At 38.4% G+C, this 25,436-nt stretch carries 26 protein-coding genes and 2 pseudogenes; 16 read left to right on the forward strand and 12 right to left on the reverse strand.

From position 1 onward, the window contains the following. Window positions 1-39: 39 nt before the first annotated feature. Window positions 40-1,212: an acyl-CoA dehydrogenase gene (locus SUSAZ_08120; protein ID AHC51909.1), complete on the forward strand. Its 1,173-nt coding sequence runs from the start codon at window positions 40-42 to the stop codon at window positions 1,210-1,212. A 122-nt stretch (window positions 1,213-1,334) separates the two neighbouring features. Here the strand turns inward: SUSAZ_08120 and SUSAZ_08125 are convergent, their stop codons facing one another. Both SUSAZ_08125 and SUSAZ_08130 read right to left on the reverse strand, forming a co-directional pair. Next, window positions 1,335-2,357: a thermopsin gene (locus SUSAZ_08125; protein AHC51910.1), complete on the reverse strand. Its 1,023-nt coding sequence runs from the start codon at window positions 2,355-2,357 to the stop codon at window positions 1,335-1,337. Between the two features lie 101 nt (window positions 2,358-2,458). Next, a complete protein-coding gene (locus SUSAZ_08130; GenBank protein ID AHC51911.1) occupies window positions 2,459-4,144 on the reverse strand; it encodes a dihydroxy-acid dehydratase in 1,686 nt (561 codons plus the stop codon). A 177-nt stretch (window positions 4,145-4,321) separates the two neighbouring features. On the opposite strand from SUSAZ_08130, the gene SUSAZ_08135 reads away from it, so the two are divergent. Together SUSAZ_08135 and SUSAZ_08140 are read left to right on the forward strand one after the other, a co-directional pair. Further along, window positions 4,322-4,525: a hypothetical protein gene (locus SUSAZ_08135; protein ID AHC51912.1), complete on the forward strand. Its 204-nt coding sequence runs from the start codon at window positions 4,322-4,324 to the stop codon at window positions 4,523-4,525. After that, window positions 4,498-5,059 (forward strand): annotated as a pseudogene (locus SUSAZ_08140) (hypothetical protein). Before SUSAZ_08135 ends, SUSAZ_08140 begins: the two are co-directional and overlap by 28 nt. Window positions 5,060-5,129: 70 nt before the next feature. Here SUSAZ_08140 and SUSAZ_08145 read toward each other — a convergent pair. Continuing rightward, complete coding sequence (locus SUSAZ_08145) at window positions 5,130-5,318, reverse strand: hypothetical protein (GenBank protein ID AHC52559.1); 189 nt, start codon at window positions 5,316-5,318, stop codon at window positions 5,130-5,132. A gap of 380 nt (window positions 5,319-5,698) precedes the next feature. Between SUSAZ_08145 and SUSAZ_08150 the strand changes: the two are divergent. Next, window positions 5,699-6,807: pseudogene (locus tag SUSAZ_08150) on the forward strand (transposase). A 182-nt stretch (window positions 6,808-6,989) separates the two neighbouring features. On the opposite strand, the gene SUSAZ_08155 reads toward SUSAZ_08150, so the two are convergent. Continuing rightward, on the reverse strand, window positions 6,990-7,316 hold the full coding sequence (locus SUSAZ_08155) for a hypothetical protein (GenBank protein AHC52560.1): 327 nt from the start codon (window positions 7,314-7,316) through the stop codon (window positions 6,990-6,992). 189 nt (window positions 7,317-7,505) lie between these two features. Between SUSAZ_08155 and SUSAZ_08160 the strand changes: the two genes are divergently transcribed. Further along, window positions 7,506-8,288: a carboxymethylenebutenolidase gene (locus SUSAZ_08160; protein AHC51913.1), complete on the forward strand. Its 783-nt coding sequence runs from the start codon at window positions 7,506-7,508 to the stop codon at window positions 8,286-8,288. Next, window positions 8,285-8,404, forward strand: coding sequence for a hypothetical protein (locus SUSAZ_08165; GenBank protein ID AHC51914.1), 120 nt, complete (start codon window positions 8,285-8,287; stop codon window positions 8,402-8,404). Before SUSAZ_08160 ends, SUSAZ_08165 begins: the two co-directional genes overlap by 4 nt. A gap of 15 nt (window positions 8,405-8,419) precedes the next feature. Here the strand turns inward: SUSAZ_08165 and SUSAZ_08170 are convergent, their stop codons facing one another. Further along, window positions 8,420-9,085: a hypothetical protein gene (locus tag SUSAZ_08170; protein AHC51915.1), complete on the reverse strand. Its 666-nt coding sequence runs from the start codon at window positions 9,083-9,085 to the stop codon at window positions 8,420-8,422. Between the two features lie 163 nt (window positions 9,086-9,248). On the opposite strand from SUSAZ_08170, the gene SUSAZ_08175 reads away from it, so the two are divergent. The 5 genes from SUSAZ_08175 (at window position 9,249) to SUSAZ_08195 (ending at window position 14,810) form a co-directional block, all read left to right on the forward strand. Next, window positions 9,249-9,695: a ribonuclease H gene (locus tag SUSAZ_08175; GenBank protein ID AHC51916.1), complete on the forward strand. Its 447-nt coding sequence runs from the start codon at window positions 9,249-9,251 to the stop codon at window positions 9,693-9,695. Window positions 9,696-9,781: 86 nt separating this feature from the next. Then, window positions 9,782-10,342 carry a flavin reductase gene (locus SUSAZ_08180; GenBank protein ID AHC51917.1) on the forward strand — a complete coding sequence of 187 codons (561 nt, stop codon included), beginning with the start codon at window positions 9,782-9,784 and terminating at the stop codon, window positions 10,340-10,342. Window positions 10,343-10,532: 190 nt separating this feature from the next. Continuing rightward, the gene (locus SUSAZ_08185; GenBank protein AHC51918.1) at window positions 10,533-11,465 is read left to right on the forward strand and encodes a membrane protein; all 933 of its coding nucleotides are present in this window, start codon (window positions 10,533-10,535) and stop codon (window positions 11,463-11,465) included. A gap of 236 nt (window positions 11,466-11,701) precedes the next feature. Continuing rightward, window positions 11,702-13,183: a peptidase M61 gene (locus SUSAZ_08190; GenBank protein AHC51919.1), complete on the forward strand. Its 1,482-nt coding sequence runs from the start codon at window positions 11,702-11,704 to the stop codon at window positions 13,181-13,183. Window positions 13,184-13,370: 187 nt separating this feature from the next. After that, window positions 13,371-14,810: an MFS transporter gene (locus SUSAZ_08195; protein AHC51920.1), complete on the forward strand. Its 1,440-nt coding sequence runs from the start codon at window positions 13,371-13,373 to the stop codon at window positions 14,808-14,810. A 290-nt stretch (window positions 14,811-15,100) separates the two neighbouring features. Here the strand turns inward: SUSAZ_08195 and SUSAZ_08200 are convergent, their stop codons facing one another. The 3 genes from SUSAZ_08200 to SUSAZ_08210 form a co-directional block, all read right to left on the reverse strand. Beyond that, window positions 15,101-15,217, reverse strand: coding sequence for a hypothetical protein (locus SUSAZ_08200; protein ID AHC52561.1), 117 nt, complete (start codon window positions 15,215-15,217; stop codon window positions 15,101-15,103). 64 nt (window positions 15,218-15,281) lie between these two features. Further along, complete coding sequence (locus SUSAZ_08205) at window positions 15,282-16,304, reverse strand: formyl-CoA transferase (GenBank protein ID AHC51921.1); 1,023 nt, start codon at window positions 16,302-16,304, stop codon at window positions 15,282-15,284. 191 nt (window positions 16,305-16,495) lie between these two features. Further along, window positions 16,496-17,314, reverse strand: coding sequence for a hypothetical protein (locus SUSAZ_08210; protein ID AHC51922.1), 819 nt, complete (start codon window positions 17,312-17,314; stop codon window positions 16,496-16,498). Between the two features lie 94 nt (window positions 17,315-17,408). Between SUSAZ_08210 and SUSAZ_08215 the strand changes: the two genes are divergently transcribed. Together SUSAZ_08215 and SUSAZ_08220 are read left to right on the forward strand one after the other, a co-directional pair. Next, window positions 17,409-18,539 (forward strand): acetyl-CoA acetyltransferase, encoded by a 1,131-nt coding sequence (locus SUSAZ_08215; GenBank protein AHC51923.1) that lies wholly within the window; start codon window positions 17,409-17,411, stop codon window positions 18,537-18,539. Then, window positions 18,536-18,805 carry a hypothetical protein gene (locus SUSAZ_08220; GenBank protein ID AHC51924.1) on the forward strand — a complete coding sequence of 90 codons (270 nt, stop codon included), beginning with the start codon at window positions 18,536-18,538 and terminating at the stop codon, window positions 18,803-18,805. Before SUSAZ_08215 ends, SUSAZ_08220 begins: the two co-directional genes overlap by 4 nt. Window positions 18,806-18,813: 8 nt before the next feature. Here the strand turns inward: SUSAZ_08220 and SUSAZ_08225 are convergent, their stop codons facing one another. The 4 genes from SUSAZ_08225 to SUSAZ_08240 all read right to left on the reverse strand — a co-directional run bounded on the left by SUSAZ_08225 (window position 18,814) and on the right by SUSAZ_08240 (window position 22,947). Next, complete coding sequence (locus tag SUSAZ_08225) at window positions 18,814-19,614, reverse strand: hypothetical protein (GenBank protein AHC52562.1); 801 nt, start codon at window positions 19,612-19,614, stop codon at window positions 18,814-18,816. A 74-nt stretch (window positions 19,615-19,688) separates the two neighbouring features. Next, on the reverse strand, window positions 19,689-21,020 hold the full coding sequence (locus tag SUSAZ_08230) for a hypothetical protein (protein ID AHC52563.1): 1,332 nt from the start codon (window positions 21,018-21,020) through the stop codon (window positions 19,689-19,691). 77 nt (window positions 21,021-21,097) lie between these two features. Continuing rightward, entirely contained in the window at window positions 21,098-22,486 is a 1,389-nt protein-coding gene (locus tag SUSAZ_08235; protein ID AHC51925.1) for a phytoene desaturase, read from the reverse strand. Beyond that, complete coding sequence (locus tag SUSAZ_08240; GenBank protein AHC51926.1) at window positions 22,483-22,947, reverse strand: porin; 465 nt, start codon at window positions 22,945-22,947, stop codon at window positions 22,483-22,485. The genes SUSAZ_08235 and SUSAZ_08240 overlap by 4 nt, the downstream gene beginning before the upstream one ends. 121 nt (window positions 22,948-23,068) lie before the next feature. On the opposite strand from SUSAZ_08240, the gene SUSAZ_08245 reads away from it, so the two are divergent. The 3 genes from SUSAZ_08245 to SUSAZ_08255 are packed head-to-tail and all read left to right on the forward strand — an operon-like array spanning window position 23,069 to window position 25,436. After that, window positions 23,069-23,896, forward strand: coding sequence for a phytoene synthase (locus SUSAZ_08245; GenBank protein ID AHC51927.1), 828 nt, complete (start codon window positions 23,069-23,071; stop codon window positions 23,894-23,896). Between the two features lie 29 nt (window positions 23,897-23,925). Then, window positions 23,926-24,573 carry a lycopene cyclase gene (locus SUSAZ_08250; GenBank protein ID AHC51928.1) on the forward strand — a complete coding sequence of 216 codons (648 nt, stop codon included), beginning with the start codon at window positions 23,926-23,928 and terminating at the stop codon, window positions 24,571-24,573. Continuing rightward, entirely contained in the window at window positions 24,558-25,436 is an 879-nt protein-coding gene (locus SUSAZ_08255) for a hypothetical protein (GenBank protein AHC51929.1), read from the forward strand. Before SUSAZ_08250 ends, SUSAZ_08255 begins: the two co-directional genes overlap by 16 nt.

A 25,436-nucleotide genomic window follows, 5' to 3' on the forward strand; every position in this document is an offset into this window, starting at 1 on the left:
GAGATGTATCTTTATTTTTTGTGTATATAATTTATACTCATGTTAGCTAGAGTACAGGACGAGGAAGAAAAGCTGATTCTCTCTGCAGTTAATGAACTTATGAAGAAATATGACGAAAGGTATTGGTTGGACAAGGACTTGAGGAGGGAGTTTCCATTAGATTTCCTTCAGGAGTTCAGTGAATTAGGCTTAGGATCAGTCCTAATTCCTAAAGAATATGGAGGAGCAGGAAAAGGTCTAAGATTAGCCTGCGAAATACTTTATCACATTAATGTTAATGGAGGAAACTCATATTTCATTCATGGGCATTATTATAATACCACTCTTATAGTTAGACATTCTGGTAAGTTAATAAGGGAAAAATACTTTGAGGACATCGTTAAGGGTGCAAAAGTTCTATCATTGGCACTAACAGAGCCTGATGTGGGTTCGGACAGTACGAGAATAAAAACCCTTGCCAAGAGGAAGGATGACAGGACATATGTGATAAGTGGTCATAAGATATTCATTTCAAGGTTAAAGTATAGTGATTTCATGATTGTTGTTGCTAGGACAGTACCATATGAAATGGTAGATAGAAAAACCGATGGGATAACTCTCTTTCTTGTGGATCTCAGGGAAAGCAGTAACAATATTGATATGAAGGAAATTAAGACTATGTCAAATACATCAGCTTTTGAAGTATTTTTCAATAACCTTGAGGTTCCTGCGGAAAACGTTATAGGAGAAGTAAATCGTGGTTTCTATTATCTCCTTGATTTACTTAATGCCGAGAGGTTTATGATAGCTTCGGAAATGATAGGTAATGCCGAGTGGTTCATAAATAAGGCAGTTGAATACGCGAGAAACAGAGTCGTATTTGGAAAACCAATTGGAAGTTATCAGGGTGTGCAGTTTCCCATAGCCAAGGTCTATGCAGAGTTAGAGGCAGTAAAGTCATACTTCAATGATGGAATTGAGCACTTTGATAAGGATAAAGACTCCAAATTGATTGGTAATTATGCTAACATTTCTAAGTACTTGGCTACTGAGATAGCTTGGGAGGCAGGTAACATTGCCATGGATACCTACGGAGGGTATGGATATGCTGTTGATACTGGAATAGAGAGGAAATTGAGGGAAACAAGGCTTTACAAGGTAGCGCCGGTTTCTCAGAATTTAGTCCTATCATATATTGCAAATCATATATTGAATCTTCCTAAATCATATTGATTTATAAAGAGAGTAATGGGTAAGCTAGAACGAAATGAAGAACTAATTGGAAAAAGTAAAAAATAAGTATGTATGTATATATTTTTCTTTTTCCTCTTCCTTATTTTTGGCTTGGAGAACAGTTAGATCAGTATAACACTGAAGTTATTTGTCAATATGACAAGGTCCTCAATGCCCTTATATGCTGTAGGCACTCCGTTGTTCAAGGTTGTGTGGACATTGTATGCAGCCTCAGCTGTGTTGGAGCCGAAAGTGTATAGTGAAGGAATAGGAGTTATCTTACCATTACTGATGTAGTACAGCCCTAATGTACAATTTAATGAATTAAATGATGTTGGTGCACCGTTTCCTCCACCACCCCAAACTAGTTCAGCATCGTAATATAGACCGTCTGGAGTGTAAGTGTTTCCGTTTATCATGAGTGATGCAGAGATAATGTTCGCCTGCTTTATTGTTATCTTATCGTAGTAGTTTACGGTGGCATATTTAGTATGTCCTATTTGTGTAATCTCATAACCTATCCAAATATAGACTGCGTTACTGGTGTAGCTCATGTTTATTATGTAAATGTATGAGAGTGGGAAGGAATAAGTGTAAGAGGGTCCCACATCATAATAGAAGGTTTGTCCACCACCTGCGGATGCAACTTGCCCATTACCTGTTATTGCACTTGAACTTAAAGTTGATAAACTTCCTGTCAAATTCCACACATTGTCAATAAACGTTAAGGAATTCTTATTTGTCTGAAACTGTCCGACATCCTGTAGCCAGTAGGCATATACTCCATTGCTAGTGTTTACAGAGAGTACGATATTGAACTGTAGAGTTGCACTGTAGGGATTTACTCCATACCTCAATGCTTTCTTATAGTACGCTAATAATGATGTTATATTCGCATATCCTAACATTTCATTTGTGGTTATTACATAGGGCGTTACCTTACCTGAGTAGTTGTATAGTCCAAATGACGCAATACCTGCAGGAGCCGGAGGGGATGTGTAGTAGAGATAGGGATTTACATAGAGACTTGAGCCTATAGTGGCTCCTGTCGTGTTACGGTGAGGGAAAAAATAGATATTTTGTGGAATATATGGTATTATTAAGGCACTTAACAAAATTATTAAATAAATGGATTTAAAATTCATCACTTTTTAAATAATTTTCATGTATATAAGCTTTCCTTTAAAAATAAAGGAATAAATTGCTTGGTACTGAACAATCTTAATGTGGACAGAGTATAAAGTGTTCACTTAATCGCAGGTCTTGTCACAGCACCCATGGAAGATTGAGCTACTAACGACGCATATTTAGCCAGTAAGCCAGACTTATACCTGGATTCTGGAGGAGACCAGTTGTTGAGCCTTCTTTTAATCTCAGCTTCAGATAGCTTTAGATCAAGTCTCTCGTTTTCGACATCTATTACTATAACATCACCATCTTCAACAATGGCTATTGGTCCTCCTACTATAGCCTCAGGAGCCACATGACCCACCATAGGTCCTCTGGTTGCCCCTGAAAATCTACCATCTGTAACCATGGCAACATTACTTAATCCAGCACCGACTATTGCAGCAGTAACTCTTAACATTTCAGGCATACCAGGTCCTCCCTTTGGTCCTTCATATCTTATGACAACGACCTCTCCGTCTTTTACTTCATTACTCTGAATACCCTTAAAGGCTTGTTCCTCTGAGTTGTAAACCTTAGCTTTGCCCTCAAACCTTGTAACATTAGTTGCTGCGACTTTTATAACTGCACCTTCAGGTGCTAGACTTCCCTTGAGTATAACTATCCCACCCCTTGGTTTTATGGGATTTTTGACATCTTTTACGATATGATTGTGAGGAATATTAGGAATTCTGTACTCTTGTAGATTTTGTTTCATTGTTTTGCCGGTAACAGTCAACACGTCTCCATTGAGCAATCCTGCATCTAATAATTTCTTCATTACAAGGGGCACACCACCCACTTCATCTAAATCTGCCATGACATAATCTCCACCAGGTTTCAAACTACCTATATACGGTGTCCTCTTTGAGATCCTATTGAAATCATCTAATGTTAGCTTCACTCCAGCCTCATAAGCTATTGCAAGCAAGTGAAGGACTGCATTTGTCGACCCGCCCATTGCCATTAGAACCGCTATTGCGTTTTCAAATGCCTCAAAAGTTAATATGTCCCTTGATTTAACTCCGTTCTCAAGTAATTTACTCACTGCCTTTCCAGTCTCTCTGACATACATTACTCTTCTGGAAGAAGTGGCTGTGGGAGAAGCACTGCCTGGTAAAGCCATACCTAATGCTTCAGACATAGAGCCCATTGTGTTTGCTGTGAACATACCTGAGCATGTACCTACAGTTGGATGGGCTCTCTTCTCTATTTCATACAATTCATGTTCATCTATTTTCCCTGCAATAAATGCACCTATAGTTTCATGGACATCCTCTATGGTCAATCTCTTACCGAGGTAAAAGCCAGGCTCAGCTGATCCGCCATAAATGTAAATTGAGGGGACATTCAATCTAGCCATAGCCATTAGGATTCCTGGAGTTGTCTTATCACAACCTCCAATACCGATTAATGCATCGAAGGCGTGTGCGTTAAATTGAGCCTCTACCATGTCAGCTATTAGATCCCTGCTGACCAAGCTGTATCTCATTCCCTCAGTTCCCATACCTATATTGTCGTTAACTACTATTGTTGGAAAGGCTAATGGTGTTAGTCCTCCTTCTTTTGCCCCTTCCTTAGCTACATGTGCTAAAGACAATGTGTGAAAGTTACATGGACCAGCTTCACTCCAGGCTGTGGCTACTGCAACAAGTGGTTTGTTTATTTCACCATCTGTGAGACCTACTGATCTCAAAAAAGCCCTATGTGGTGCATTATATATACCGTGGTATCTTAAAGGACTATTTAATTTACTTTCTGGCATAAACTATTGTTAAATTGCAGGAATATAAGCAGACATGTTTATATGTTAAGTGAGCGAAGGGAGGAGTAGTTTAAACATTATAAATTATGGGAGGGTAGTTTGCCTTCATAGGTTTAATGAAGTGACACGTGACTTAAAACATAAGTCAAGTTTAATTAGAGGAAGACTTAAAATTGGATTGTGGATTCCAGAGTAATAATAAAGATCTTAGAGGACAGAGAGAGGTATAGGAAGAGTAAAATGAATGAGACTGATCTAAAAAGATTGGCTGAACTAGCTAAAGAAAATATGGAATTGATGAAGAGACTGGAATGTTGGAAAGTAGTCGGTGATGTTATATATTACAGGAGTGGTTGCTTGGGGAACTTCTTTCAAGAGTAAATGAACTAAGGAGAAATGAAACCGATAGATTTCTAAAATTTTTAGCAATATTAAATACTCTGATTGAACAGAAGGAGTTAGGAAGAATAATTATTGTAGGTGGTTTTGAGTCTGAAATATATCCAGGAAGGAGTTGTAGAACGGGAGACGTACATATATTGGTAGAAGGAAGAGCAGAAAGTATTGTTAGAGACCTTTTACATTTCATCTCCGACCTCGGCTTGAGAATATATCTCCCTAAAATTAGGGAGATATCGGAGAAAGGTATAGACGTTGTGGGTAATACTTACGATAGGAAGAAAACTCCTATGAAAATTTTTGTGGACACTTATCATGTATATATTCTTCCACCTGAAGAAGTCATTCTCACGTATTTAGAAGCGTGGAAATACCGGTTCAAGTACAGAGGACAGAAATAAGGCTGTACTTGTTTATTGTTCTCAGAGGTCTATTCTGGATGAAGGTTATTTGAGCAGTGAAGCAAAAAACAGAAGAGTGGAAGATTATTTGGATAAAGTGAGAGATTTTTGTTAGTCATTAGTTATACGTGATGTTGAATCAAAAAGGAAATTTAACGTAAAAACTAAAATTAAGTAACTAATTTTTAAGGTGCGTAAGACGGAGGGAACTGTTGATAATATGACGCCATTTCAGGTGCAAACATAGCCAATATTGCTAATGCCACTCCCATAACAGCTATTGCTCCCAGAATTACTGCTAGATCTACTTTCCAATCACTGGATTTCACTTTAGACTCCTGTCCACCAACAGCCTTTATTATCCTACCAATCATTTTACCTCACTCAAGTATATACTTTGTCTCCTAATATTTAAATTTTTGTATTTAGACTTATACTTCTATTCTAATATTTAAGTAAAATTACATAGATATAAGTAATGCTTGAAAATTTATGAAAATCAGAATTGGTCTTCTCTCAAAGAATCACTAGTCTAGTGGATAAGTTTTGTACATCGTCTACTGACTGTAAGTATTGCTTTCAATTACAAAATAACGAAAGCCTCGCCATTTAGGGCGGGGATATATATTTAGAAGAACGAAAAACTAGTCATTTATGGTGTAGTAAAAGTTTTTAAAACTACTTATGCATTCATGCTCTTATGAGTAGTCCGGTTAAGGGGAGTAACTCTAAGCGCCCTCATGAGGGAATCGAGATCCAATCAACAGTCACGTTTAGGATCTCCCCCTCAGCCGGACTGCTCTCCCTAGTTTCGCGATACGGCAAAGCACTCGATTTCGTAATGGATTGGTTAAAGAAGAATAAGCCGGCGAAGAATATTATAAAGCAAGTACATCACGCCGTTTATCAACAGTTAAGAGAGAAGTTTAATTTACCCTCCAAAGTTGCTCAAGATTGTTATAGGAACGCTGTCACAATCTATAATGGTTGGAGGAAAAACCCTGTCAGGGGAAAGTTTCCAAAAATCAAACGCTTCTCAGTGTGGCTAACGCCCAAACTATCGTATAGACTTGACCTAGACAACATGAAAGTTAACATAACTTCTGTTGATGATCTTCAGATCATTGGTTATCCTAGAAACTACACACTGTATAAGGATTGGGAAATCAGGGAGGCTAGACTTTTGATTAGGGACGACAAGGTATTCCTTAAAGTCACTTTTAGGAAGGTAACTCAATCACCCGTAGCGTCTGGTGGTGTTGCTGTTGACGTTAACATGGAGAATCTAACGGTAGGTAATGATAAAGGACATGTTATTATATCAACACGTCTTGATGATGCTAAACACTTCAAGTCGTTGGCTGAAGGACTTCAGAAAAAGTATGGTAATAAGGTAAACACAGTCAAGAGGATACATAATAGATATGTCACTTTTTATAGAAGAGCTACTCGGATACTAGAGGATTTTGCTAAGAAAACAGGAAAATGGGTAGTTGATATAGCTAAAATGTATAATGCGTCAGCAATCTTTATTGAGGATTTAAACAACATGATCAAGAACGTTGATAAGTTAGCTAAACCGTTTCGTGATAAATTGTATTTAATGCAGTATCGTCGTGTTCAATACTGGATTGAATGGGAAGCGATAAAGCATGGCCTTAAAGTAGTTAAAGTTCCTGCGTTTTACACTTCTTGTCGTTGTCCGAAATGTAAAGGTGAAATGAAGGAATATGCGTATAGGCAATTTAGGTGTGTTTTATGTGGTTATGAGGATGATCGTGATGTTATTGCTGTAATGAATCTTTATGGGATTCTCTGAGCCTCTCGACTGCTGGGCAAGTGCGGGTCTCGACAGAGTCCTAATGCCCGGAACCCTCGCCCTTTAGGGCGGGGAGGAAGTCAGGAATTCTGCCGTTGGAAATTTTTGAATGAAAGAATTCCACCAAAGTTCTAATTGTGTTATTTGGCGTCTCAATTCCGGTGGCAGTTGTGGTTTAGTTGGTTCTATTCCACTCATAGTCATATTTGGATATTTATATTCTTAACTAGGGGGGATTATTACCCCCAACCAGGGGGTACCCCCGCCCTTTTGCCGTAATTTTTAAAAGTTTAACTAGCATTTGTCTAGGATCGAATGTTGAAATCGCATATTCTTTGACTTCCCTTTGCATTTCCGTATACTCTTTCGTATTGCGTAAAGATAATGCGTATTTCATTTGTTCAATGGTATCATCAACGTTAGGTTTACATATGTCCATATATAAACCGTCAACAATTTTTGTTTCTACCTTTTCATAACCGATTGGTATACCGCGAACCCATTCTGCAAACGCATGTGCATTTAAGTAAACGGGAATAGTACCGACTGCCATTGCTTCAACCGGTGGTAATCCAAAGCCTTCGCTACCTGATAAAAGAATTACAAAATAACGAAAGCCTCGCCCTTTAGGGCGGGGAGGAGGTCAGAACTGCAGAGCATATTGTTGGAAAACATTTAACCCTAAATAAGGCAATAAGTTCCATAGGTTAATTTTTAAATCCATTAATATTAATAATACTTTATGACTGAAAGTAAGGAAATATTTTTTGAATCGTATGATGGAGCAAAACTAAGAACGTTTTTAGCAAGACCAGAAAGCCCAAAACTGGCTGTAATTCTAATCCATGAGATATGGGGATTAAATGAGAATATAAAGGATATAGCAGTGAGACTAGCAAATGAGGGCTACCTAGCCTTTGCACCGCAGTTATACACTAGACAAGAGGATATCCTCTCCCCGTCAAACATAGAAAAGGTAATGTCAAAAGTTTGGAGTATTCCCCCTGAAAAAAGGTCAGACCCCAACGTCTACCAACAAGTTCTGTCATCCCTTGACGACAAGGGCAAAAAAGTAGTTGAAACTCTAGTTTTAAACAGGTCAAAGTTTGAGGAACAAATGATAAAGGACCTAGTAAAGACTTATGACTATCTCCACTCCCAAGGATTTAACAAGATAGTGAGTATGGGCTTTTGCATGGGCGGTGGACTAGCATTTCAGTTAGCAACTGAAGTTCCCTTAGACGGAGCAATAGTATTTTACGGTAGAAATCCGCAACCCTTGGAAGCTATTCAGAAACTGAAGGGAGCTGTTTTAGGACTTTATGCAGGAGAAGATCCACCGATAGATGCTGGGCTACCTGACTTGATCTCTGCAATGATTAAGTACAAGAAAGATTTAGAACTCAAGATATACCCTGGAGCATACCATGCGTTCTTTAACGACAGAGGTAGGGTGTATAATAAGGAAGCCTCAGAGGACGCATGGGAGAGGGTCAAAAACTTCCTTAGAAGGGTATCAAAATGAGTGAAAAACAGAATAAGGTAGACCCATGTTTTCTAGCATGGGTTTACTTATTGGAGAAGTTAGATAAGGAGGAAGACACTGTCAAGCACAAGGACGCTAAGGCTAGTTCCACATAAAGTATGATAGGAGGATCAGTTATATTCTTTTTTCAATATCTCCATCATTTTCCGTCCGTTCTCCAACATCCAAAGGTCGTTGTTGAAAAAGACGTAAATCTTTTTGGGATTTAAAGCTAAAACATCTTTTGTTATATCTCTTAACTCTTCATCAGTATAATCATACCGGTACCAATTATCTGTTCCATGCATTCTTAAATACACAATACCCTGAGGGGACATCTTAATGTATCTACCTATAGGGGAGTCTATTGACACAACTACACAGTTTAGGTTCAAATCTCTTTTGTACCACTCAGGGTCCCTAAACTCTACAGCCATTTTCTCTCCCACTATTTCCTCAAACTTCTTTATTCTCTCAAGATTTTCAGGGTTATATTTGAAACTTTGTGGTAATTGAAAGAGATAAAAGTCCACATTTAACCCTGAAAATATTTCCTCAAATTTTTTCCACAATTCCAAGTCTTTCATACGGTTCACATGAGTGATCATCCTATTCACCTTTACACTCCACCTCAGGTTATACTTTTTCCATGAGTTCACTAGTTTAAGGCTAGGAAATCTGTAAAAGCTCATATTCAACTCGACTGCATTAAAACCCGTATTTCTGAAGTACCAGTCCAAGTTTCCTCCCTCATTCCAGCTATAGCTCCATCCTGAAGTACCAATGTAAATATCCATATGAATTAATTACGCAATTCAAAATAATAATAAAATCTTTACACAGTATTATTTGAATGAGAGGGCAACCGGAACTGTCTTAGACGTCATAAGTCATATTCCATATCCCACTTTGCTTAGGGGGAGATAAGTTTTATAAAATACGTGTAAGTTTTCTAAGCCTATGAACATTGGATACTTTGATGGGTTATGTGAACCGAAAAATCCTGGAGGAATTGCCACATATGGCTTTGTGATTATTCTGGAAGACGGAAATACGGTCAAAGGATATGGTTTAGCCTCCAAGCCATTCTCCAAGGATTCCACAAACAATGTAGCTGAATATACTGGAATAATTTGCCTGATGCGTAAAATGATTGAACTGAAGTTGAGTAACCCAAAAATAAGGGGAGATTCTCAATTAGTAATAAGACAATTGAGGGGAGAGTATAAGGTGAAATCGTTAAGAATAAAGCCTCTTTATGAGAAGGCTTTGGAACTGGTAAGACAACTTAACGCTGAGTTGGAGTGGGTTCCAAGAGAACAGAATGAGGAGGCTGATCAGTTGAGTAGAGTAGCTTATGATCTCGTGAGACAGGGTAAACTAACCCAGATCGGTTGTATGCATTAGACACCATCTTGTAGTATCTTATGAGTCCTTTGAATTCACTCGGTGTAAAGTCAGCTTTAAATCCGTAACTGACGCTCTATTATTTAATGACTTTTATACATTACGGAGGAAAATTCTATAGATTGGTACACCCTAGACCTACTGTTATTATAGGATCTCTATGTGAAGACGGAAGAGTAAATCTTATGCCAGCTAGTTGGAATATGCCCGTAAGTGAAGAGCCAGAAACAATAGGTGTATCAGTATACAAGGAGACCTTCACATACAGGTGTTTAAAGTTTCATGCTTACGCTACCATAAATGTTCCTGGACCAGAACTACTAGATCTCACTTACTCTCTAGGTTCGGTGAGTGGAAAGGATGTAGATAAGGTGAAGAAGTTTAATGTGGAGCTAGTGGAGAGCGAGAAGATAAATGTTCCTGGGATGGCTAAGGCTATAGCAATATATGAGACAAGGATATATAATCAGATAGACGTCGGTGAATGCACTCTATTCGTATTCGAGGTGTTAAAAAGTAAAGTTAGGGACGGAATTACTAACCAATCTGGACTCGATTTACGTAAGACTAACCTATTACTTCACGGCTCAGGTAAAATATTCCACTATGTGGATAAATCTATGTTATCTGCCAGGGAATTGGACTAACCTCCCTGGTGGTGTTTTAACTAGTTGGATTTCCCTTCTACTTAAACCAGGGCTGACTTAAAGTAATATTTGTAGATATTTGACTTGAGTATTGTAATAATCGGTTAATAATTTGATTTTAATTAATTCAAAAATAATTTTTATATTAGAACAATAGCTTATAAGATAGTAAGGAGAATATTATAATAAGTTGGACGTATGGCTTATACCTATATTACAAGTTCTGGTTTGGATAGTTTCAATTGGTTTAACTTCCACACTGTTAGCAAAGGCTACCATGGAAATTGAGAAGAAATTAGATAGTGGATTGACCGGTGGGCTAATACTTGGGCTAATAAACAGTCTGCCTGAAACAATCATAATAACGGAAGCTGTCCTGTCAGGTGCAAATGAAGTAGCTGTAGGTTCCATAACGGGAAGCCTCTTATTCATATTTACATTTGGTATAGGGTTGATCTCGGTCGTCTACTACTTTAGATACAAGTCTAAAACTATTCAAATAGACGGGGATATCTCCAGTGAGTATACATCATTACTTATAGCATTGGTAACGTTTACCCTAGTTCTTTTGGTATTCAGAAGTGTGAATTATTATGCATCAATCCTGCTTCTAATACCTTATGTATATTACGTTTATAGGAGGTATAGGGGGAGAAGAGTAGATGTGAGACGTGAGTTTAACGTAAGAAAGACAATTCTCCTCTTAAGTATAGGGGCTGTGATGCTTTTTTTGATATCAAACTTCTTTGTGAGTTCATTAGTTTCTCTGTCTACAGTTTTTAATATACCCACTGTTGTTCTGGCGTCAGTTTTGGTTCCTATTGCCTCAGAACTTGGAGACGGATTTTTAGCATTAAGTCTATTGTATAACTCAGCTTCGAATGTCGATACTGTAATCACTAACTTTATGGGAGGAAAACTGGAGAACTTAACATTACTGTTGAGTATTCCTGGGTTCTACACTACAGTTAACCTGGTCTCAAACCACCTGGACGTCATACTAATCCCCCTTTCGGTTTTATCATTACTCATGATTATTAGGGACAAGAATATCAAGATAAGTGAAGGTTTAGCTCTAATAACAATATATCCAATATTGATCCTGTTTTTACTGTTGAGGTAAGAGAGGAATCTAAGGCGTGAAAAAGCGTCTGATCTAGTGGTGCCTATGGAATTACCATATGTTAGTGTTACGCTTCAAAAAATAGTTTTGATATTCTCTTTATGCAGTCCAGTTACAAAATGACGAAAGCCTCGACCTTTAGGGCTGGGAGGAGGTCAGATGAAGTTCAAAGATAATAAGTAAAGTGGAGGGTTTAGTGAAAAAGTTTAAAGGAGTTCCTTAGCCTTATATATTTTATGAAGTTTATTGTAAAACCAAGGAATAGATATATAGAAGTTATAGCCCAAGGAAAAGAGGGTGTGGCAATTTTCCCTACTTATGTGCCCGGTTCATATGTTATAAGGGAGCTGGAAAGAAACGTGGTTGAAATTGAAGGTTTTAGGATAACTAAGAACAGGTTTTACGTAAAGGAAAATTTTAAGTACCTAGTGTATGCATCAAGCAGGGATCAGAGAGAGGCGATATCCACAAATGATTATCTCTTCATAAATCCGCCAGCGGTCTTTCCATTCCAGAACATTTACGAAAAATACTGTGTGAAGATTGAAACTAACTGGAAAGTTGCAACGACTCTCCAGGAAGAAAACGGGTATTATTGTGCGGACAACTACCATGAGTTTGCCGATTCACCAATTGAGGCATCGCCAGAACTCAAGGTTCTTCAGGTAGATGAAGGACATTATGTTTCCACTATAGACGATGTTGATTTAACCATGTTGGGCAGAATAGTCAGTGAAGCTGATAAGGTGATTGAACCTAAGGATAAGTATATTTTCCACTTTAGGAGGAGTGATAGAAATTTTGGTGGTATTGAACACAAGAAGTCCACAGGAATAGTGGTACCGTGGGACAAGAAGGACCTTTCAATTCTTTTCGCCCATGAGTATTTCCATAGGCTCAACGTCAAGAAATTGGTCCCTAAAGACCTAAACCACAATTACGAAAAGGAAGTTTACACAGATTTGTTATGGTTTGCGGAGGGATTTACAGACTATATGGCACACCTCATATGTCTCAGGGCTGGTCTAAACACTCCTGAGGAGATATTCAGGAGAGTACTACAATCTCTGCATAATCTCACATTTCCGGGTGCAAAAAGGGTGAGTTTATCTGAAGCGTCCAAAACAGCCTGGATAAAGTATTATAAACAGGATGAGAATTTCTTGAATGCATCTATTTCGTATTATGACGGTGGACTGGCTCTAGGATTCTACGTCGACCTACGTTTGGCTGAAAGGGGAAATAGAATAGATGAGCTATTTAAGACGTTGCCTGAAAGATATACATTTAGAGATGTGGAAAAAACACTGGAGGGACTAGGGTTCCATGAGCTGGAATTGGCAAATAAACCAGCTTACCACATACTAGAGGCTATAGGAAGAGTGATAGACCTGCAATTTGTTGATAAGGGTAAAAAGTACTACGGTCTCCTTTTAGATAATCAGAGAGTAAAGTTTGTTGAGGAGAATTCACCTGCAGATTTAGCGGGTCTTATGCCTGAGGATCAAATTGTCGGCGTAGACGGTATATACAAGCCCTTAGAAGTTAAGGATTACGTAAAACTACACGTAATAAGGGAAGGAAGATTAAAGCAAATTGAACTTATAGCTGGTGAAAATCCGGGTCATTCATTAAGGGGTAAAATTGAGGAAGAATATGCCCGCAAAATCTTCTCCAGGGACATGGTAGAGGCTGTATACAATTCAGTAATTATTTGAAAGAATATTAGCTTAAGACGTAGTGGGTAGGTCTTATGCTTTTATTTAGACCTTTATAAACTCAGATTTTTTATTTTAACTATTATATTTTAAACTGTACTATTTTAATAAGAGAGTCAAAATATAAGTGAATATAACTTGATTATTAAAAATAATTCTTATAAATAATTAAGGCTAAAGCCCAATTATGACTAATAAAAACGTTTTAGACGAATATCTCGCAAGAATTGACAGATTACCTACATGGGGACTATCTTATGTAATACTGTATGCCATAGGTTTCAGCTACTTTATAACCCTTTATGACGCTGTAGGCAACATAGGTGCAGCCTTACCATATATACCATTTCTCAACGCTTCGACAGCTTCATTAATTGCTTCAATAGGATTATTTGGATATATCCCAGGATCCTTGGGTCTAGGTTATTTAGCTGATAGAATTGGTAGGAAACCTGTACTTATATTAACGGTTACCCTTACTGCTATAGGAAGCTTAGGAATGGCTCTCTCTGTAAACTTCCCTATGCTAGCGATCTTCAGATTTATTGAAGGAGCTGGTATTGGTGGTGATTTAAACTTAGCAATGGTTTACGTAACAGAGTTTGCCCCGAGCGCTAAAAGAGGTAAATATGCCAATTACATTTATCTGTCAGGTTGGATTGCAGTAGGTGTAGGAGCCACTGCAGCATCAGTGTTAGTGACCTCATTGCCTGGAATAGGTTGGAGATTAGCTTTTGGTATAGCTGCTGTGATGGCGTTTGCTGCATTGGTACTTAGAGTAACAGCACCAGAAACTGTTAGATTCCTTGTGAAAAAAGGTAAGATAGATGAGGCTGAAAAACTGGTCAGGAGTATGGAAGAGACAGCTATAGCTAGAGCCAAAGTTAGTTCTCTACCTGAACCAAAGATAATTCAATATACTACGCCAACTAAAACATGGTCAGTTTTAGGTAATAGAACATTTCTCAAGAGGCTAGTTGGTCTAGTGATTTTCTGGTTCTTTATCTACTTTGTCCAATACACTTTTTCAACTTTGTGGGACTACTATGGATTGGCGTTAGGCATAACGGGATCCACATTTAACCAATATGTACTTTACACTGGGTTCGCTGCCTTGGGAGATACAGCTATGGCATTCCTCCTATTAGCCTTTATAGAGAAGACAGACAGGAGACTATTAACTCAAATTGGGTCTTTTGGTTGGCTGATAGGTACCATAGTTGCCGCTTATTTCGTTACACGTTTCGACCTGTTGGGAATGGCATTAACACTAGGATTCATACTGAATGCAATAGGAGGAGGGATGTCATATCTAGCCGGTTATCTAATGTCCAGTGAGTCATTCCCTACATCAGCTAGGTCGACAGGGTTTGCTATTTCTGATGGGTTGGGTCATATAGGTGGTGCAATAGGTCCATTACTTCTGTTCCCACTAGTTGCATCATTTGGTCCTATCACTGCTTGGGGGTTGGAGGCATTCCCTGTTATAATAGCTGCAGCTATACTCTGGTTTACTATACCTAAGACTGTAGGTGTAAGATTGGAGGAAGTTAACGAGAATCTCATATCTCCACCACAAATGGCAAAGAGTAAAAGCACGGAAAGTAAGGAGGGAGGGGCTTCCTGATCCCTGAATAATGTTTTTTGAAAAAAGATTTTCCTTTTTTTGTCTTCTTTCTTTTTATCCTTCAATAAAAAATCAAGATCAATATGATTTAAGACATAAAAGTTAGAGGAGTAGAATATCGAATCCTCATTTCTATATATAGAAACACCAATTCAATTGACCCACTCCCCGCCCTAAAGGGTTCCTTTAGAGCGGTTCACAGGTTTATGATTTACCGCCTTCACCCTCATCGTCTCATAACTAGTGAGTATCACCCACCCCACTCCACACATCCAGCGGTAAACCAAAGGCTAGGTCTTCAGCCACTTTACCCCTATCCCTCTGGTTAAACCCTCATTCCACCCTCCTTGAGACTCAGGAATATTGTTTTTCAGCATGAGGACACTTAATTGAACTAATATACCCATTTCCATGGGTTTCCTCACGCATCATTTTAACCAAATTTAACATCTTAACGATACTATAAAAACCTCACCCCGCCTTAAAAGGCGAGGTTTGTCGATTCTTTGTCAGAAAGTCTTTTTCTTGAATCGAGACAACACCGTCATGGACTAACTCTTTTATTTTAGCCTCTGGTATTCCTAAAATTTTCAGAATCTCAAGAGTATTTTCTCCCCTAACTGGTCCCCTCTCGTACTTAAATTCTCTCTTAACCTCTTCTAATCTTCTTACAGGATATATAGGCACGTCATGCTTCTCAGCTATCTCCATAAGCTCCCCTGTAGTATAACTCTTCACTATCTCAGATACATCTTTAATTGCATCAGGATCAAACTGTCTGTTTATTAACTCTTCCCTTCCTACTGCATGTAAGAAGTTAACCCAGAATTTAGGTTCTAACGCACCTAGTGATATCTTCCCATCCTTAGACTCATACAAGTTATAACAGGGATAATCACCATTAAGTACACTTTTACCCTCAGTCAGAATGTTCATCACATTAAATAGTTTAGATGCTCTAGCCATTGATACGTCTACGAATCCGCCCTCATTTCTCCACATCTTATTGAGTATTCCTATGACAGCTAATAATGAACTACCTATATCAGCTACCTGGACTGGAAGTACTTTATCAATTCCAGCGTAAGCGTTACAATTAATATCATGGTTTGGCAATAACGGACCTTCATATCCATAGCCTGTTATTGAGCAGTATATTAATTTCTCATTTAACACTCTAAGTGTATCATAATCTATCTTTAACCTCTTGACCACATCAGACCTGAAACTCTCTATCAGTACCCTGCTCTTTCTAACTAGCTCGTAAAAGATCTCTCTCCCTCTGTCATCTTTCAAGTTTATGGATATACTTTTCTTTCCGTAGTTTAAGTAGTTGAAGACTTCAGGACTAGTCTCCCTCATGTAATCCCCTCTCTCTGTGTCCTCTACTTTTATGACATTGAATCCTAAGTCGGCCAGTAGCCTAGTGGCAACTCCACCCGGTAATAACCTAGTTAAATCAAGTACAGTTACGTTCCATGGTAGTTGTTCCATAGATATACTATTTAAATTATTAATTATAAAAATAATGTACATGCACTCATCAAATATCATGTGTTAGATCACATATGTTAACTTCACCAGAAAACAGATCATACTAGGGAGGTTTGGTCTGTGTACTCAAGGAAAAAAGAGATCAATATGTATCTTTATGAAACCTAATAAGGGATCTAGTTGCTTGCTTATTATGTCCTTACTCCTGCCTGCTCAAATAGCACCTTAAGAACAGTCTTTCCTATTTTATCCCCGGAGAACTTAGCCTCAAAATTATTTATCTCGACCCAACTCTTCAGGTCTTGATAACCTAACTTACTCAACGCACTATTAATTTTGTCTAAGTAATCGTATACACTCACCATCTCTTCCTCAAGGAAAGTCGCAACCCATAAATTCAACACTCTTTCCAACTCTACTAACGGTTCCTTACTGTCGTCAACCCTTATATCAACATATTTTCCAACATCCGATGGTTCAAACTCGGTATTACTCTTAGTTGGTTTTCTTACAATTATAATTGCTGCACTTTGCTTTCCTCTCCTGTCTCCTCCTTTGCTCTCTGCCATCTTCAATGCATTCAGTATTTTTTCATATATCCTTCCTCTGCCCTCTGCCTCTTTAGCCATAACCTCTAGCACTTCCTCTCCCGCTAATATATTTCCTTGTACTGTGAAGTTATTACCTATTATATGACCTGCATATGGGTAACATTCTCTTCCAGTAAACGCATACGCATTCCCTTTACTGTCAACTACACCTAATTGTCTTTTTTCTCTAAGCTGGTCTGCAGAAGTTAAACTATTCACCGTACTCCTTGCGTCATAACCCTTCTCCAGGAGTTCCAATCCTTTTCTACCATACTCTAGATTAGCTAGGGCTTGAGTTGCTATTGCCCCAACCTCTGGTTTCAACCAAGGCACAAAAGCGCCCACTGCTAAGAACTTGCTGGCAACACCTATCCCCCATGCTTTCTCGTTTGGGTCGTAAATTACTATTGAGTAAGTCATACGTGTAATATATACTACTGAAGGTATTTTATAATTATATAATTCTCTTGCTGAGAACTATAATTTTAAATTCGCTTAGGACGTAAGGATGATAATGGTTGCAATTGTCGATGGTTCAATTACGAAATTCGGAAAAAGGAAGGAAAGTTTACTTCAACTGATATCTGAAGTCGGAATACCTATGGTAAAGAAATACGAGATCGACTTTGTCATAGTCTCAAACACTTACTCAGGAGAACTTAATTCAATATCAGGTCTGAATAATTTAGCTACAACATATTTAGGCATAGACAAGATACCCTCAATAAGAGTGGACAACACAAGTGGGAGTGGGGGCTCAGCCTTACTGGTAGCTAAGTCATTATTGGACTCGAAAATGGCTAACACTGTCTTAGTTATAGGGGTAGAAAAGATGTCAGAGAAGAACACAAAGCAGGTTACTTCTGTAATCGCATCCCTCCTTCCAAGAGAGGAAAGAATGGCTGGGCTAACATTACCTTCCTTAGCTGGTTTGTTATCAAAGGAGTATATGAAGAGATATGATGCACCAAGAGATGCATTTGCTAGGGTGGCAGTTAAAAATCATCACAACGGTTCGTTAAATCCCTACGCCCATGTCCAAAAGGAGGTTAGCTTGGAGGAAGTGCTCAAATCTCCAGTCATTGCTGATCCCTTGACTCTCTATGAATTTACCCCTATAAGTGATGGTGCATGTGCTCTATTAATGGTGAGGAGTGAAGACTCTTACAGCTTCACCAAAAAGCCTGTATTCATAAAGGGTGTAGGGACTGCATCAGATACATCTAGTATATCTGAGAGGGAAAACATCCTGTCCCTGAACTCAGTGAGGAATGCAGGAGTGATTGCCAAGAAAACGGCAAAGGTAGAGAAAGTGGACTTTGCAGAACTTCATGATATGTCCACGGTCTTAGAAATAGTCCAGGCTGAGGAGCTAGGTCTGTTAAAGAAGGGAGAGGGTTGGAAAGCGTATTTCGATACTGTCACTGAAATAAACGGTGAAATGCCAATAAACACAAGTGGTGGGCTAAATTCCAAAGGACATCCTATAGGAGCTAGTGGGGTAGCCCAAGCTTATGAGGCATTTCTTCAGCTGAGAAGGGAAGCAGGTCAAAGACAAGTTAAGGATGCAAGAACTGGACTTTCACTAAGTATGGCTGGGTTTGGTAATTCAGCTACAGTCCTAATCTACGGTGAAGAACCATGATATATACCTGTAAGAGATGCGGTTATTCATTTTCAGTAGAGAGAGCAAGATGCCCTAAGTGTGGCAACTCTGATTTTTCATCTGTTGAAAAGAGAGAGGGTAGGATAGTACAGTATTGGAAGTTAACCGCTACACCTGAGGGGTTCGAGGACACTTACTACCTGTGCCTTGTAGACTTAGGAGGAGCAAAGATTTTCTGCAGGAGTGCCATAGAACCTAAAGAGAGTGTAATCCTAGACGAAAAGGGTACATGTAGACAAGTCTAGGACTGCTATTACACAATTGTTATTTTTATATAGATGTCTCCGTAGTAGCTTGCTCTAGGTAAGATTATAGTTAGAATAAGAGAAAGGAAACCGTTAGGTTTTATTGTCAAGTTCTCTCCTACAGGTGGAGAGTAAGTGTAATTAAAAATATTTGGCTGAACGGTAATGTTCATCAGCTTAATGGTCTCGTTATAGTTTAGGTTGTGAACTGTAACATTCAGTATTATTTTATTACCACTGAACCCCATGAGGTTTGAGGAAACATTTGTGAAATAAACAATTAAACTGTTGTTCGAAGAAATGTGAACTACACTTATCCATGTGAAATAGGTTAGGTTAGTCCCTCTCAGGGAGATGTTAAGGAGAATTTTGTTACTCTCTTTATAGTAAATATTGTAGAGAGAAATATTGGAAGGAGTGAGGAATGAGACTATACCATTCACACTAGTCTCGTTTTTTAGTGTTGTGGCCTGAAACGGGTTAGGATCTCCAAATACCGGTTCACCTGGATTGCCTTCATAAACGCCTACGTTGGTGGCTAAGTAGAAGTCCTGTGGGACTATATTTACACTCCCACTACCATTGTAAGAAACTGTAATGTTTACTTCAACGAACATTTTGTCAGGTGCATTTGAAGCCTTTTCAATGGCTTGATTTATGATTACATTGTTTACCTTTCCAGATAAGTTTCCACCACTCTGAATAGTCGAGCTATGGGAAGATGTACGGTTCATAAACAACAGTAGGGACAACGCTATTATCACTACTGTTATGACAACGAGAGTGAAAATAGCTGACCGTCTTCTCATTTAAGTAAGATTATGAGAAACACGTCGTATAAAAATTTTTGAGATAGAAGGGTGACACTTTAACTCTTTATAATCTATTTTGGCATTTCTATTTTTCCATGGACTCGAGAATAGGCTATAGTAGCTAGAGCTGATATTATACATATTATCGTGTAAGTAAATGCATAGTATAACCACAACTGAGATACAGGAAGTTTAGTGTAAAGTAAAATTATCGGTGGGACGAAAGTAGATACTATACCACTGAGTAATCCTCCTATCTGATAAGCTAAACCAGTCCCAGTATACCTATATTTTGTAGGGAAGCTTTCAGCGAACCAAGACGCTAATCCTCCAAAGGGATAAAACACTGCTCCATAAAATATCGCTGAAGACAGGATAACAAAGTATGCCTCTTTGAGTGATATCATGTAGAAGTACAAGTAGACCAATACTGAACACAGTACAGCAACGACCACATTTAACCTAGTCATTCTGATGCTTTTGGTCATTACACCAAGTACTATTGATGCGAGACCACCCACTACGTAACCTATACCTATTACTAGGTTCATAAAAGACTGCGAGCTCAAACCGAGTATAGTATTAACACCTATAGCTGAGGCAAATTGTATAGAATATGGAGTGGCAATTAGAACAGTTGTCACTGTCATATACCACCACGCTATTGCTAGAAGAATAATACTAACCCAATATTTTTTCAAGGTTTCTAGGGCGGGGGACTTGGATAACTCTCCTTTAACTTTTAATTCTAGGAACAACGGACTTTCAGAGGTGTAATAGCGCATTAAAGCCCCTAACACGACTATGATAGCCCCCACTATGAATAATAACCTCCATCCCCATGAGAGGAAAGAAGCTCTATCTAGTAATGCTGAAACTATCGCAAATCCAAATGTTGATGCAGATATACCGAAGAGCACTGCACCTTGGAGAAAAGACGTCCAGTACGTAGGACTAATATTTGCTTTTTTAGCAAACTCAACAATCCACGATACTGCCCCTCCCCATTCCCCACCAAAGCCTATCCCCTGAATAATTCTGAGTATTATTATCATGAAAGCTGATAATACACCAATTTGTGCGTAAGTTGGTAGGACACCTAGTCCAAATGTTCCTATGAACATAAGTAAAAGGGTAATGATCAGTGTAGACTTTCTACCTAACTTATCTCCTATTTGCCCAAATATGAGACCGCCTAGTGGTCTTACTATGAATGCTATTCCCACTGTGGATAGAGATAATGCTAGTCCTATAGTTGGGTTCTTGGTTGCAGGACTGAAGTACAGTGAAGGCCAAACTATTCCAGCAGCTGTTGCACTCAAGAGAAGATCATAGTACTCTAAAAATGTGCCTATTGATGCAGCTAGAGTAACTTTCCTTAACTCACTTTTACTTATACTCATTACTATACATTTTCAATTTGTTAATTAAAAATTTGACGAACATAAGTTCGGAGACTCCTACTCAGGCTAGCTCCTTATTATTTTCTTTTCTCCATGTCTTCCAGTATTTTCTTACCGACAATCATTGCAGATATTGTAACCATGGGCACACCTATACCAGGTTGTGTATACTGCCCAACATGATAGACATTTATCCATCTTCTATTTCTCATGGGAGGTCTAAATGGACCGGTTTGGTCTAATGTATGTGAAATCCCAAAGGCTGTTCCCCTATACGCATTGTAATCCACTAGGAAATCAAAAGGAGTGTATACTCTCATGAACTTCACGTCAAATTTACTACCTGTTTTCTCTTTGAAATCGTTTATAGTCTTCTTCACATAAGCCTCGGGGTTTATTCCAAATAGTCCAGCTGAAATGGGTATAAGGAACACTAAACTGTCCCCCTTAATCCTCTTATCTGTTGCCCTGGTGTAACTGACGTAATATGATATGTTGTTTAAGTCTGGCTCAGCTACCCTCATAATTGAGTTAAAGTGATACCTCCAGTCACCATTAATTATTATTACATGGTGAGGCGATTTCACCTCTCCTTCAACACCTGCATAAACTAATATTGCTGATGGTGCCAACTTCCTCCTCATCCAATAAACTTCATCATTACTTGACAGTAACTTATCTGCGTAATGGTAATCCATGTTAAATACGAAGTAATCACCATCCACAGCCCTTCCCTTATTCTCAACATGCTTTAACACTCCATTTGATCCTTGAACCCTATCCACTTCAAAATCAAACTTGAACTCCACTCCTGCTCTTTTACAGGCTTCAAACAACTTTAGAACTAATCCCTTGAAGCCTTCTTCAGGATAAAACACGCCTTTTCCGTATATGGCGTAATTGACCATGGCGTATATTGCAGGTGTGTTAAAAGGAGATCCCCCTAAGAATACTGCCGAGAATCCTAATGCTTTTTGAAGGAACTCGTCATTAGGGAAATACCTTCTGTTAAAGTGATCAAGGGTGTTGAATATGGGAAACCTATTCATGTTGTTTATTATTGTAGAGTCAAGCATGTCTGAGATCTTTAGTTCTTTGTAGAGAAATTTTTCCATTGCTAAATTGTACATGAATTCAGTATCTGCTATGTAACTAGCTAACCTCTCATCATATTTATAAAATGACTCTGATTTCCTATCCCTCTCTGATATCAAAGAGAACAGAGGACTTACCTCCCTAATCGTGGGCGGCTCTTCACCAACTTCTCTGTAGAACTTTTCAAAAACTTCAGGCATAAGATACCATGATGGTCCCATATCGAACTCGTAGTCCCCTTCACTAAACCACCTAGCTCTTCCTCCAGGTAGTGAATTCTTTTCTAGGACTATAACATTGATACCTTTTTTAGCTAGATATAAAGCAGTTGACAATCCTCCTATTCCCGCACCAACTATAACTGCTTTTATACTTGATCCACTCCTTCAGGTATTTCGTCTAATCCTCTTATTACTAACAAGAACCCCCAGTTACCTTTACCTTTGTTATGGTGAACGTCATGGACCATAACTAACTTCCTAAAATATGTGTGTTTCATTGCCCAAGATCTAAGGTGTAGGTGTCTGTCGTGTATGATCATATCGTGTACTAAAAAGTATGATATTCCATACCAGGTCATTCCTATGCCTAAGCCTAGGGAAATGGGGTTGAGGTTAAATATGCCATTGAATATAAGATAAGCAGCTACTGTAGCAAACAGTGCCCCAAATAAGTCATTTCGTTCAAAGGTGCCGTGTTGATCCCTGTGGTGGTCCTTATGAATGAACCACATAAACCCGTGCATTACATATTTATGTACAAATCTCGCTATGAATTCCATAGAAAAGAACATAACTATCGCCGTGGGAAGAATTATGAATAAATCATTCATAGTCTGATGATCTTGCTGTCTAGTTATAAAACCATGTAAGCAAAATTAGTATATCTCCAAATAAATCCTAATAAGGAATAATATAACATATTTTTATTTAAATACCTGAGTAAGCCATACTGTGGTCAACCTAACACTGATATTCAAAAGAGCGAGCGTCACATATTACAATAGCTCAGTGTTCTTTCCCCCTCAGGTTAAGAGGGATGTCACTAAGCTTTACGCTTTTGTGAGAGTTTTTGATGACCTAGTGGATTCAATTCCTCAAAAGGCTAAAGAGTTTTATGAGCTGAGAAGTAAGTACTACGAACAGCTAGACGGTAAGGAATCAAACGACCTTGTATTGAAGAACTTTGTTGAACTGATGAGAAGAAAGAACTTTGAAAAGGAATGGGTTAATGCCTTCCTTGACGCCATGGAGAGCGATTTGAAGAAGAGTGTCTACCACACTATTGATGAGCTACTTGAGTACATATATGGTTCAGCAGAAGTAGTCGGTTTGATGATGGCTAAGATATTGGACTTACCTGAAGAGTCCTACTACTACGCTAGAATGTTAGGCAGGGCAATGCAGTTTATAAATTTCATTAGAGATGTTGAAGAGGATATGTCATTAGGTAGACAATACTTACCGTTCCAGGAGATGATGGAGTTTAAGACGTCCTTGCTTGATAGTTCTCCAAGATTTAATGAGTTCATAAGGTTCCAAATAAGCAGATATTTTGAGTACCAGAAGACAGCTGAGAAAGGGTACAGTTACATACCATTCAGGTACCTCATTGCCATAAAGACTGCTGCAGACATGTACAAGTGGACAGCAAAGAAGATATGGAATAATCCGCAGATAATCAAGCAGAGGAAGATAAAGCCAAAGAAGAGAAGAGTAATTGCCCAGGGTATATACAACGCTTTAGGGGTGTATTTCTTACGCAACTTCCTATCTTTCTGAAGGGATATGCTTATGTGGAGATAGACTTAATGATGTTCATTCCCACTCTTATACTTTCACTGATTTTGAAGGGAAGAAATTACCTAGCCTTACTAAGTTCTGTAGCAATTGTAAGCCCTCTGTTCTTGTATTGGGACTTCTTTGCTACAGCTTTTGGTTCATGGTCATTCAACAGGACTTGGGTTTTGGGGGTTTATGTAATTAATCTACCCATAGAGGAGGTAATGTTCTTCATCGTAACACCTTTTGCCACTCTTCTGATTTACGATATACTTAAGAGGAGTAAGGGTTCCGAAATAAGGTTCATAAACAGACGTCTAGTGTTTATCATCTCCGCATTACTGGTGATTGTCGATTTGGCTCTATTTCTCCACTATTCCTACACGTTCATCGTTATACTCTATTTGTCGATGTCGCTGGTGATATCAGCAATTTTAGATGAAGATATGTTAAGGTCAACAGTATTTTGGAAGTTCATGGGTCTTACATATGTTCCCTTCTTAGTTTTCGATTACTTTTTAACGTCAATTCCTATAGTGCTGTATGGAGTTTCTAACTCAATACTTGGAGTTAGGGTACTTACAATACCGATTGAGGACTTCATATATTCCTTTTCCATGATCATGCTTTATACTCTGTTCTATAGGTTAAGTGATAAAAATTGGATAAAGAGCTAGAATACTATTTTCAAAATAAACCTGAGAGAGTGTACGAAATAGGTGATAGAGAGAGGATACTGAAGTGGATGGTGAGCAGACCTAGGGCTAAAACGGAGATTAAGGTGATTGGAGGTAAAGAGAGTGAGGTGATTGTTGTTATACCAACTGCTAACTTTGAAAGAGTTAGCAGGGAACTACGTAAAATTTACAATAACCTCACTTTGGTTTTTGTACTGAGTTCAGGACCTTATTTTAATTACGCGACAAGTGTAAACCACGGAATTCAGTTTGCGTCAAAGGAGTTTAACCCTAAATGGATTGTGGTATCAAATGATGACGTTCTTGAGGCTGAAAATCCCTCTAAACTTGTTGAGGAGTTAAGCACTACTGATAGGGGTCTGGTATTTGCAAAGCCCTCTAGTTATCACACGTATAAGGTATCAATAATCAAGTTTAATCGATCTTATTTGAAGGTCATGAAGTACATTGGTAAAATCTTCCGTATACCTCCTGCAGAGGTTTATGGTAGCTTAACGCTAAAATATGGAGAGAAGTTAAGGATTAGTAAGCTAACTGTAATAGACTCCATGCTTAAATCCAAGAAATTTGCGGGCGAGGTGGTTAAAGAAGTGATTAATGGTGGGAGCTTTATGATTCTGAACAGGAGAATTGTGAGTGACAAGGTTTTCGACGAGACTTTCATAAATGGTTATGAGGACGTATTCCTTTCAGTGAAATACGAGAAAGACACCGAGATAATTGATTATCAACTTAAGGAGAAGAGGGGTATGAGCTTAGGTTTTGATAAAAATAGGTTTGTAAAACTTTACGTTAATGAGGTATATTTTAATGATTTGATAGAAAAAAGTGAGAAAAAGTGA

Source organism: Sulfolobus acidocaldarius SUSAZ (genome assembly GCA_000508305.1).
Lineage (GTDB): Archaea > Thermoproteota > Thermoprotei_A > Sulfolobales > Sulfolobaceae > Sulfolobus > Sulfolobus acidocaldarius_A.

Excerpts from the sequence above, each read along its gene's own strand:
- SUSAZ_08120 (AHC51909.1), top strand. The coding sequence starts at position 40 with ATGTTAGCTAGAGTACAGGACGAGGAAGAAAAGCTGATTCTCTCTGCA.
- SUSAZ_08125 (AHC51910.1), bottom strand. The coding sequence starts at position 2,357 with ATGAATTTTAAATCCATTTATTTAATAATTTTGTTAAGTGCCTTAATA.
- SUSAZ_08130 (AHC51911.1), bottom strand. The coding sequence starts at position 4,144 with ATGCCAGAAAGTAAATTAAATAGTCCTTTAAGATACCACGGTATATAT.
- SUSAZ_08145 (AHC52559.1), bottom strand. The coding sequence starts at position 5,318 with ATGATTGGTAGGATAATAAAGGCTGTTGGTGGACAGGAGTCTAAAGTG.
- SUSAZ_08155 (AHC52560.1), bottom strand. The coding sequence starts at position 7,316 with ATGGCAGTCGGTACTATTCCCGTTTACTTAAATGCACATGCGTTTGCA.
- SUSAZ_08160 (AHC51913.1), top strand. The coding sequence starts at position 7,506 with ATGACTGAAAGTAAGGAAATATTTTTTGAATCGTATGATGGAGCAAAA.
- SUSAZ_08165 (AHC51914.1), top strand. The coding sequence starts at position 8,285 with ATGAGTGAAAAACAGAATAAGGTAGACCCATGTTTTCTAGCATGGGTT.
- SUSAZ_08170 (AHC51915.1), bottom strand. The coding sequence starts at position 9,085 with ATGGATATTTACATTGGTACTTCAGGATGGAGCTATAGCTGGAATGAG.
- SUSAZ_08175 (AHC51916.1), top strand. The coding sequence starts at position 9,249 with ATGAACATTGGATACTTTGATGGGTTATGTGAACCGAAAAATCCTGGA.
- SUSAZ_08180 (AHC51917.1), top strand. The coding sequence starts at position 9,782 with ATGACTTTTATACATTACGGAGGAAAATTCTATAGATTGGTACACCCT.
- SUSAZ_08190 (AHC51919.1), top strand. The coding sequence starts at position 11,702 with ATGAAGTTTATTGTAAAACCAAGGAATAGATATATAGAAGTTATAGCC.
- SUSAZ_08195 (AHC51920.1), top strand. The coding sequence starts at position 13,371 with ATGACTAATAAAAACGTTTTAGACGAATATCTCGCAAGAATTGACAGA.
- SUSAZ_08200 (AHC52561.1), bottom strand. The coding sequence starts at position 15,217 with ATGGGTATATTAGTTCAATTAAGTGTCCTCATGCTGAAAAACAATATT.
- SUSAZ_08205 (AHC51921.1), bottom strand. The coding sequence starts at position 16,304 with ATGGAACAACTACCATGGAACGTAACTGTACTTGATTTAACTAGGTTA.
- SUSAZ_08210 (AHC51922.1), bottom strand. The coding sequence starts at position 17,314 with ATGACTTACTCAATAGTAATTTACGACCCAAACGAGAAAGCATGGGGG.
- SUSAZ_08215 (AHC51923.1), top strand. The coding sequence starts at position 17,409 with ATGGTTGCAATTGTCGATGGTTCAATTACGAAATTCGGAAAAAGGAAG.
- SUSAZ_08220 (AHC51924.1), top strand. The coding sequence starts at position 18,536 with ATGATATATACCTGTAAGAGATGCGGTTATTCATTTTCAGTAGAGAGA.
- SUSAZ_08225 (AHC52562.1), bottom strand. The coding sequence starts at position 19,614 with ATGAGAAGACGGTCAGCTATTTTCACTCTCGTTGTCATAACAGTAGTG.
- SUSAZ_08230 (AHC52563.1), bottom strand. The coding sequence starts at position 21,020 with ATGAGTATAAGTAAAAGTGAGTTAAGGAAAGTTACTCTAGCTGCATCA.
- SUSAZ_08240 (AHC51926.1), bottom strand. The coding sequence starts at position 22,947 with ATGAATGATTTATTCATAATTCTTCCCACGGCGATAGTTATGTTCTTT.
- SUSAZ_08250 (AHC51928.1), top strand. The coding sequence starts at position 23,926 with ATGATGTTCATTCCCACTCTTATACTTTCACTGATTTTGAAGGGAAGA.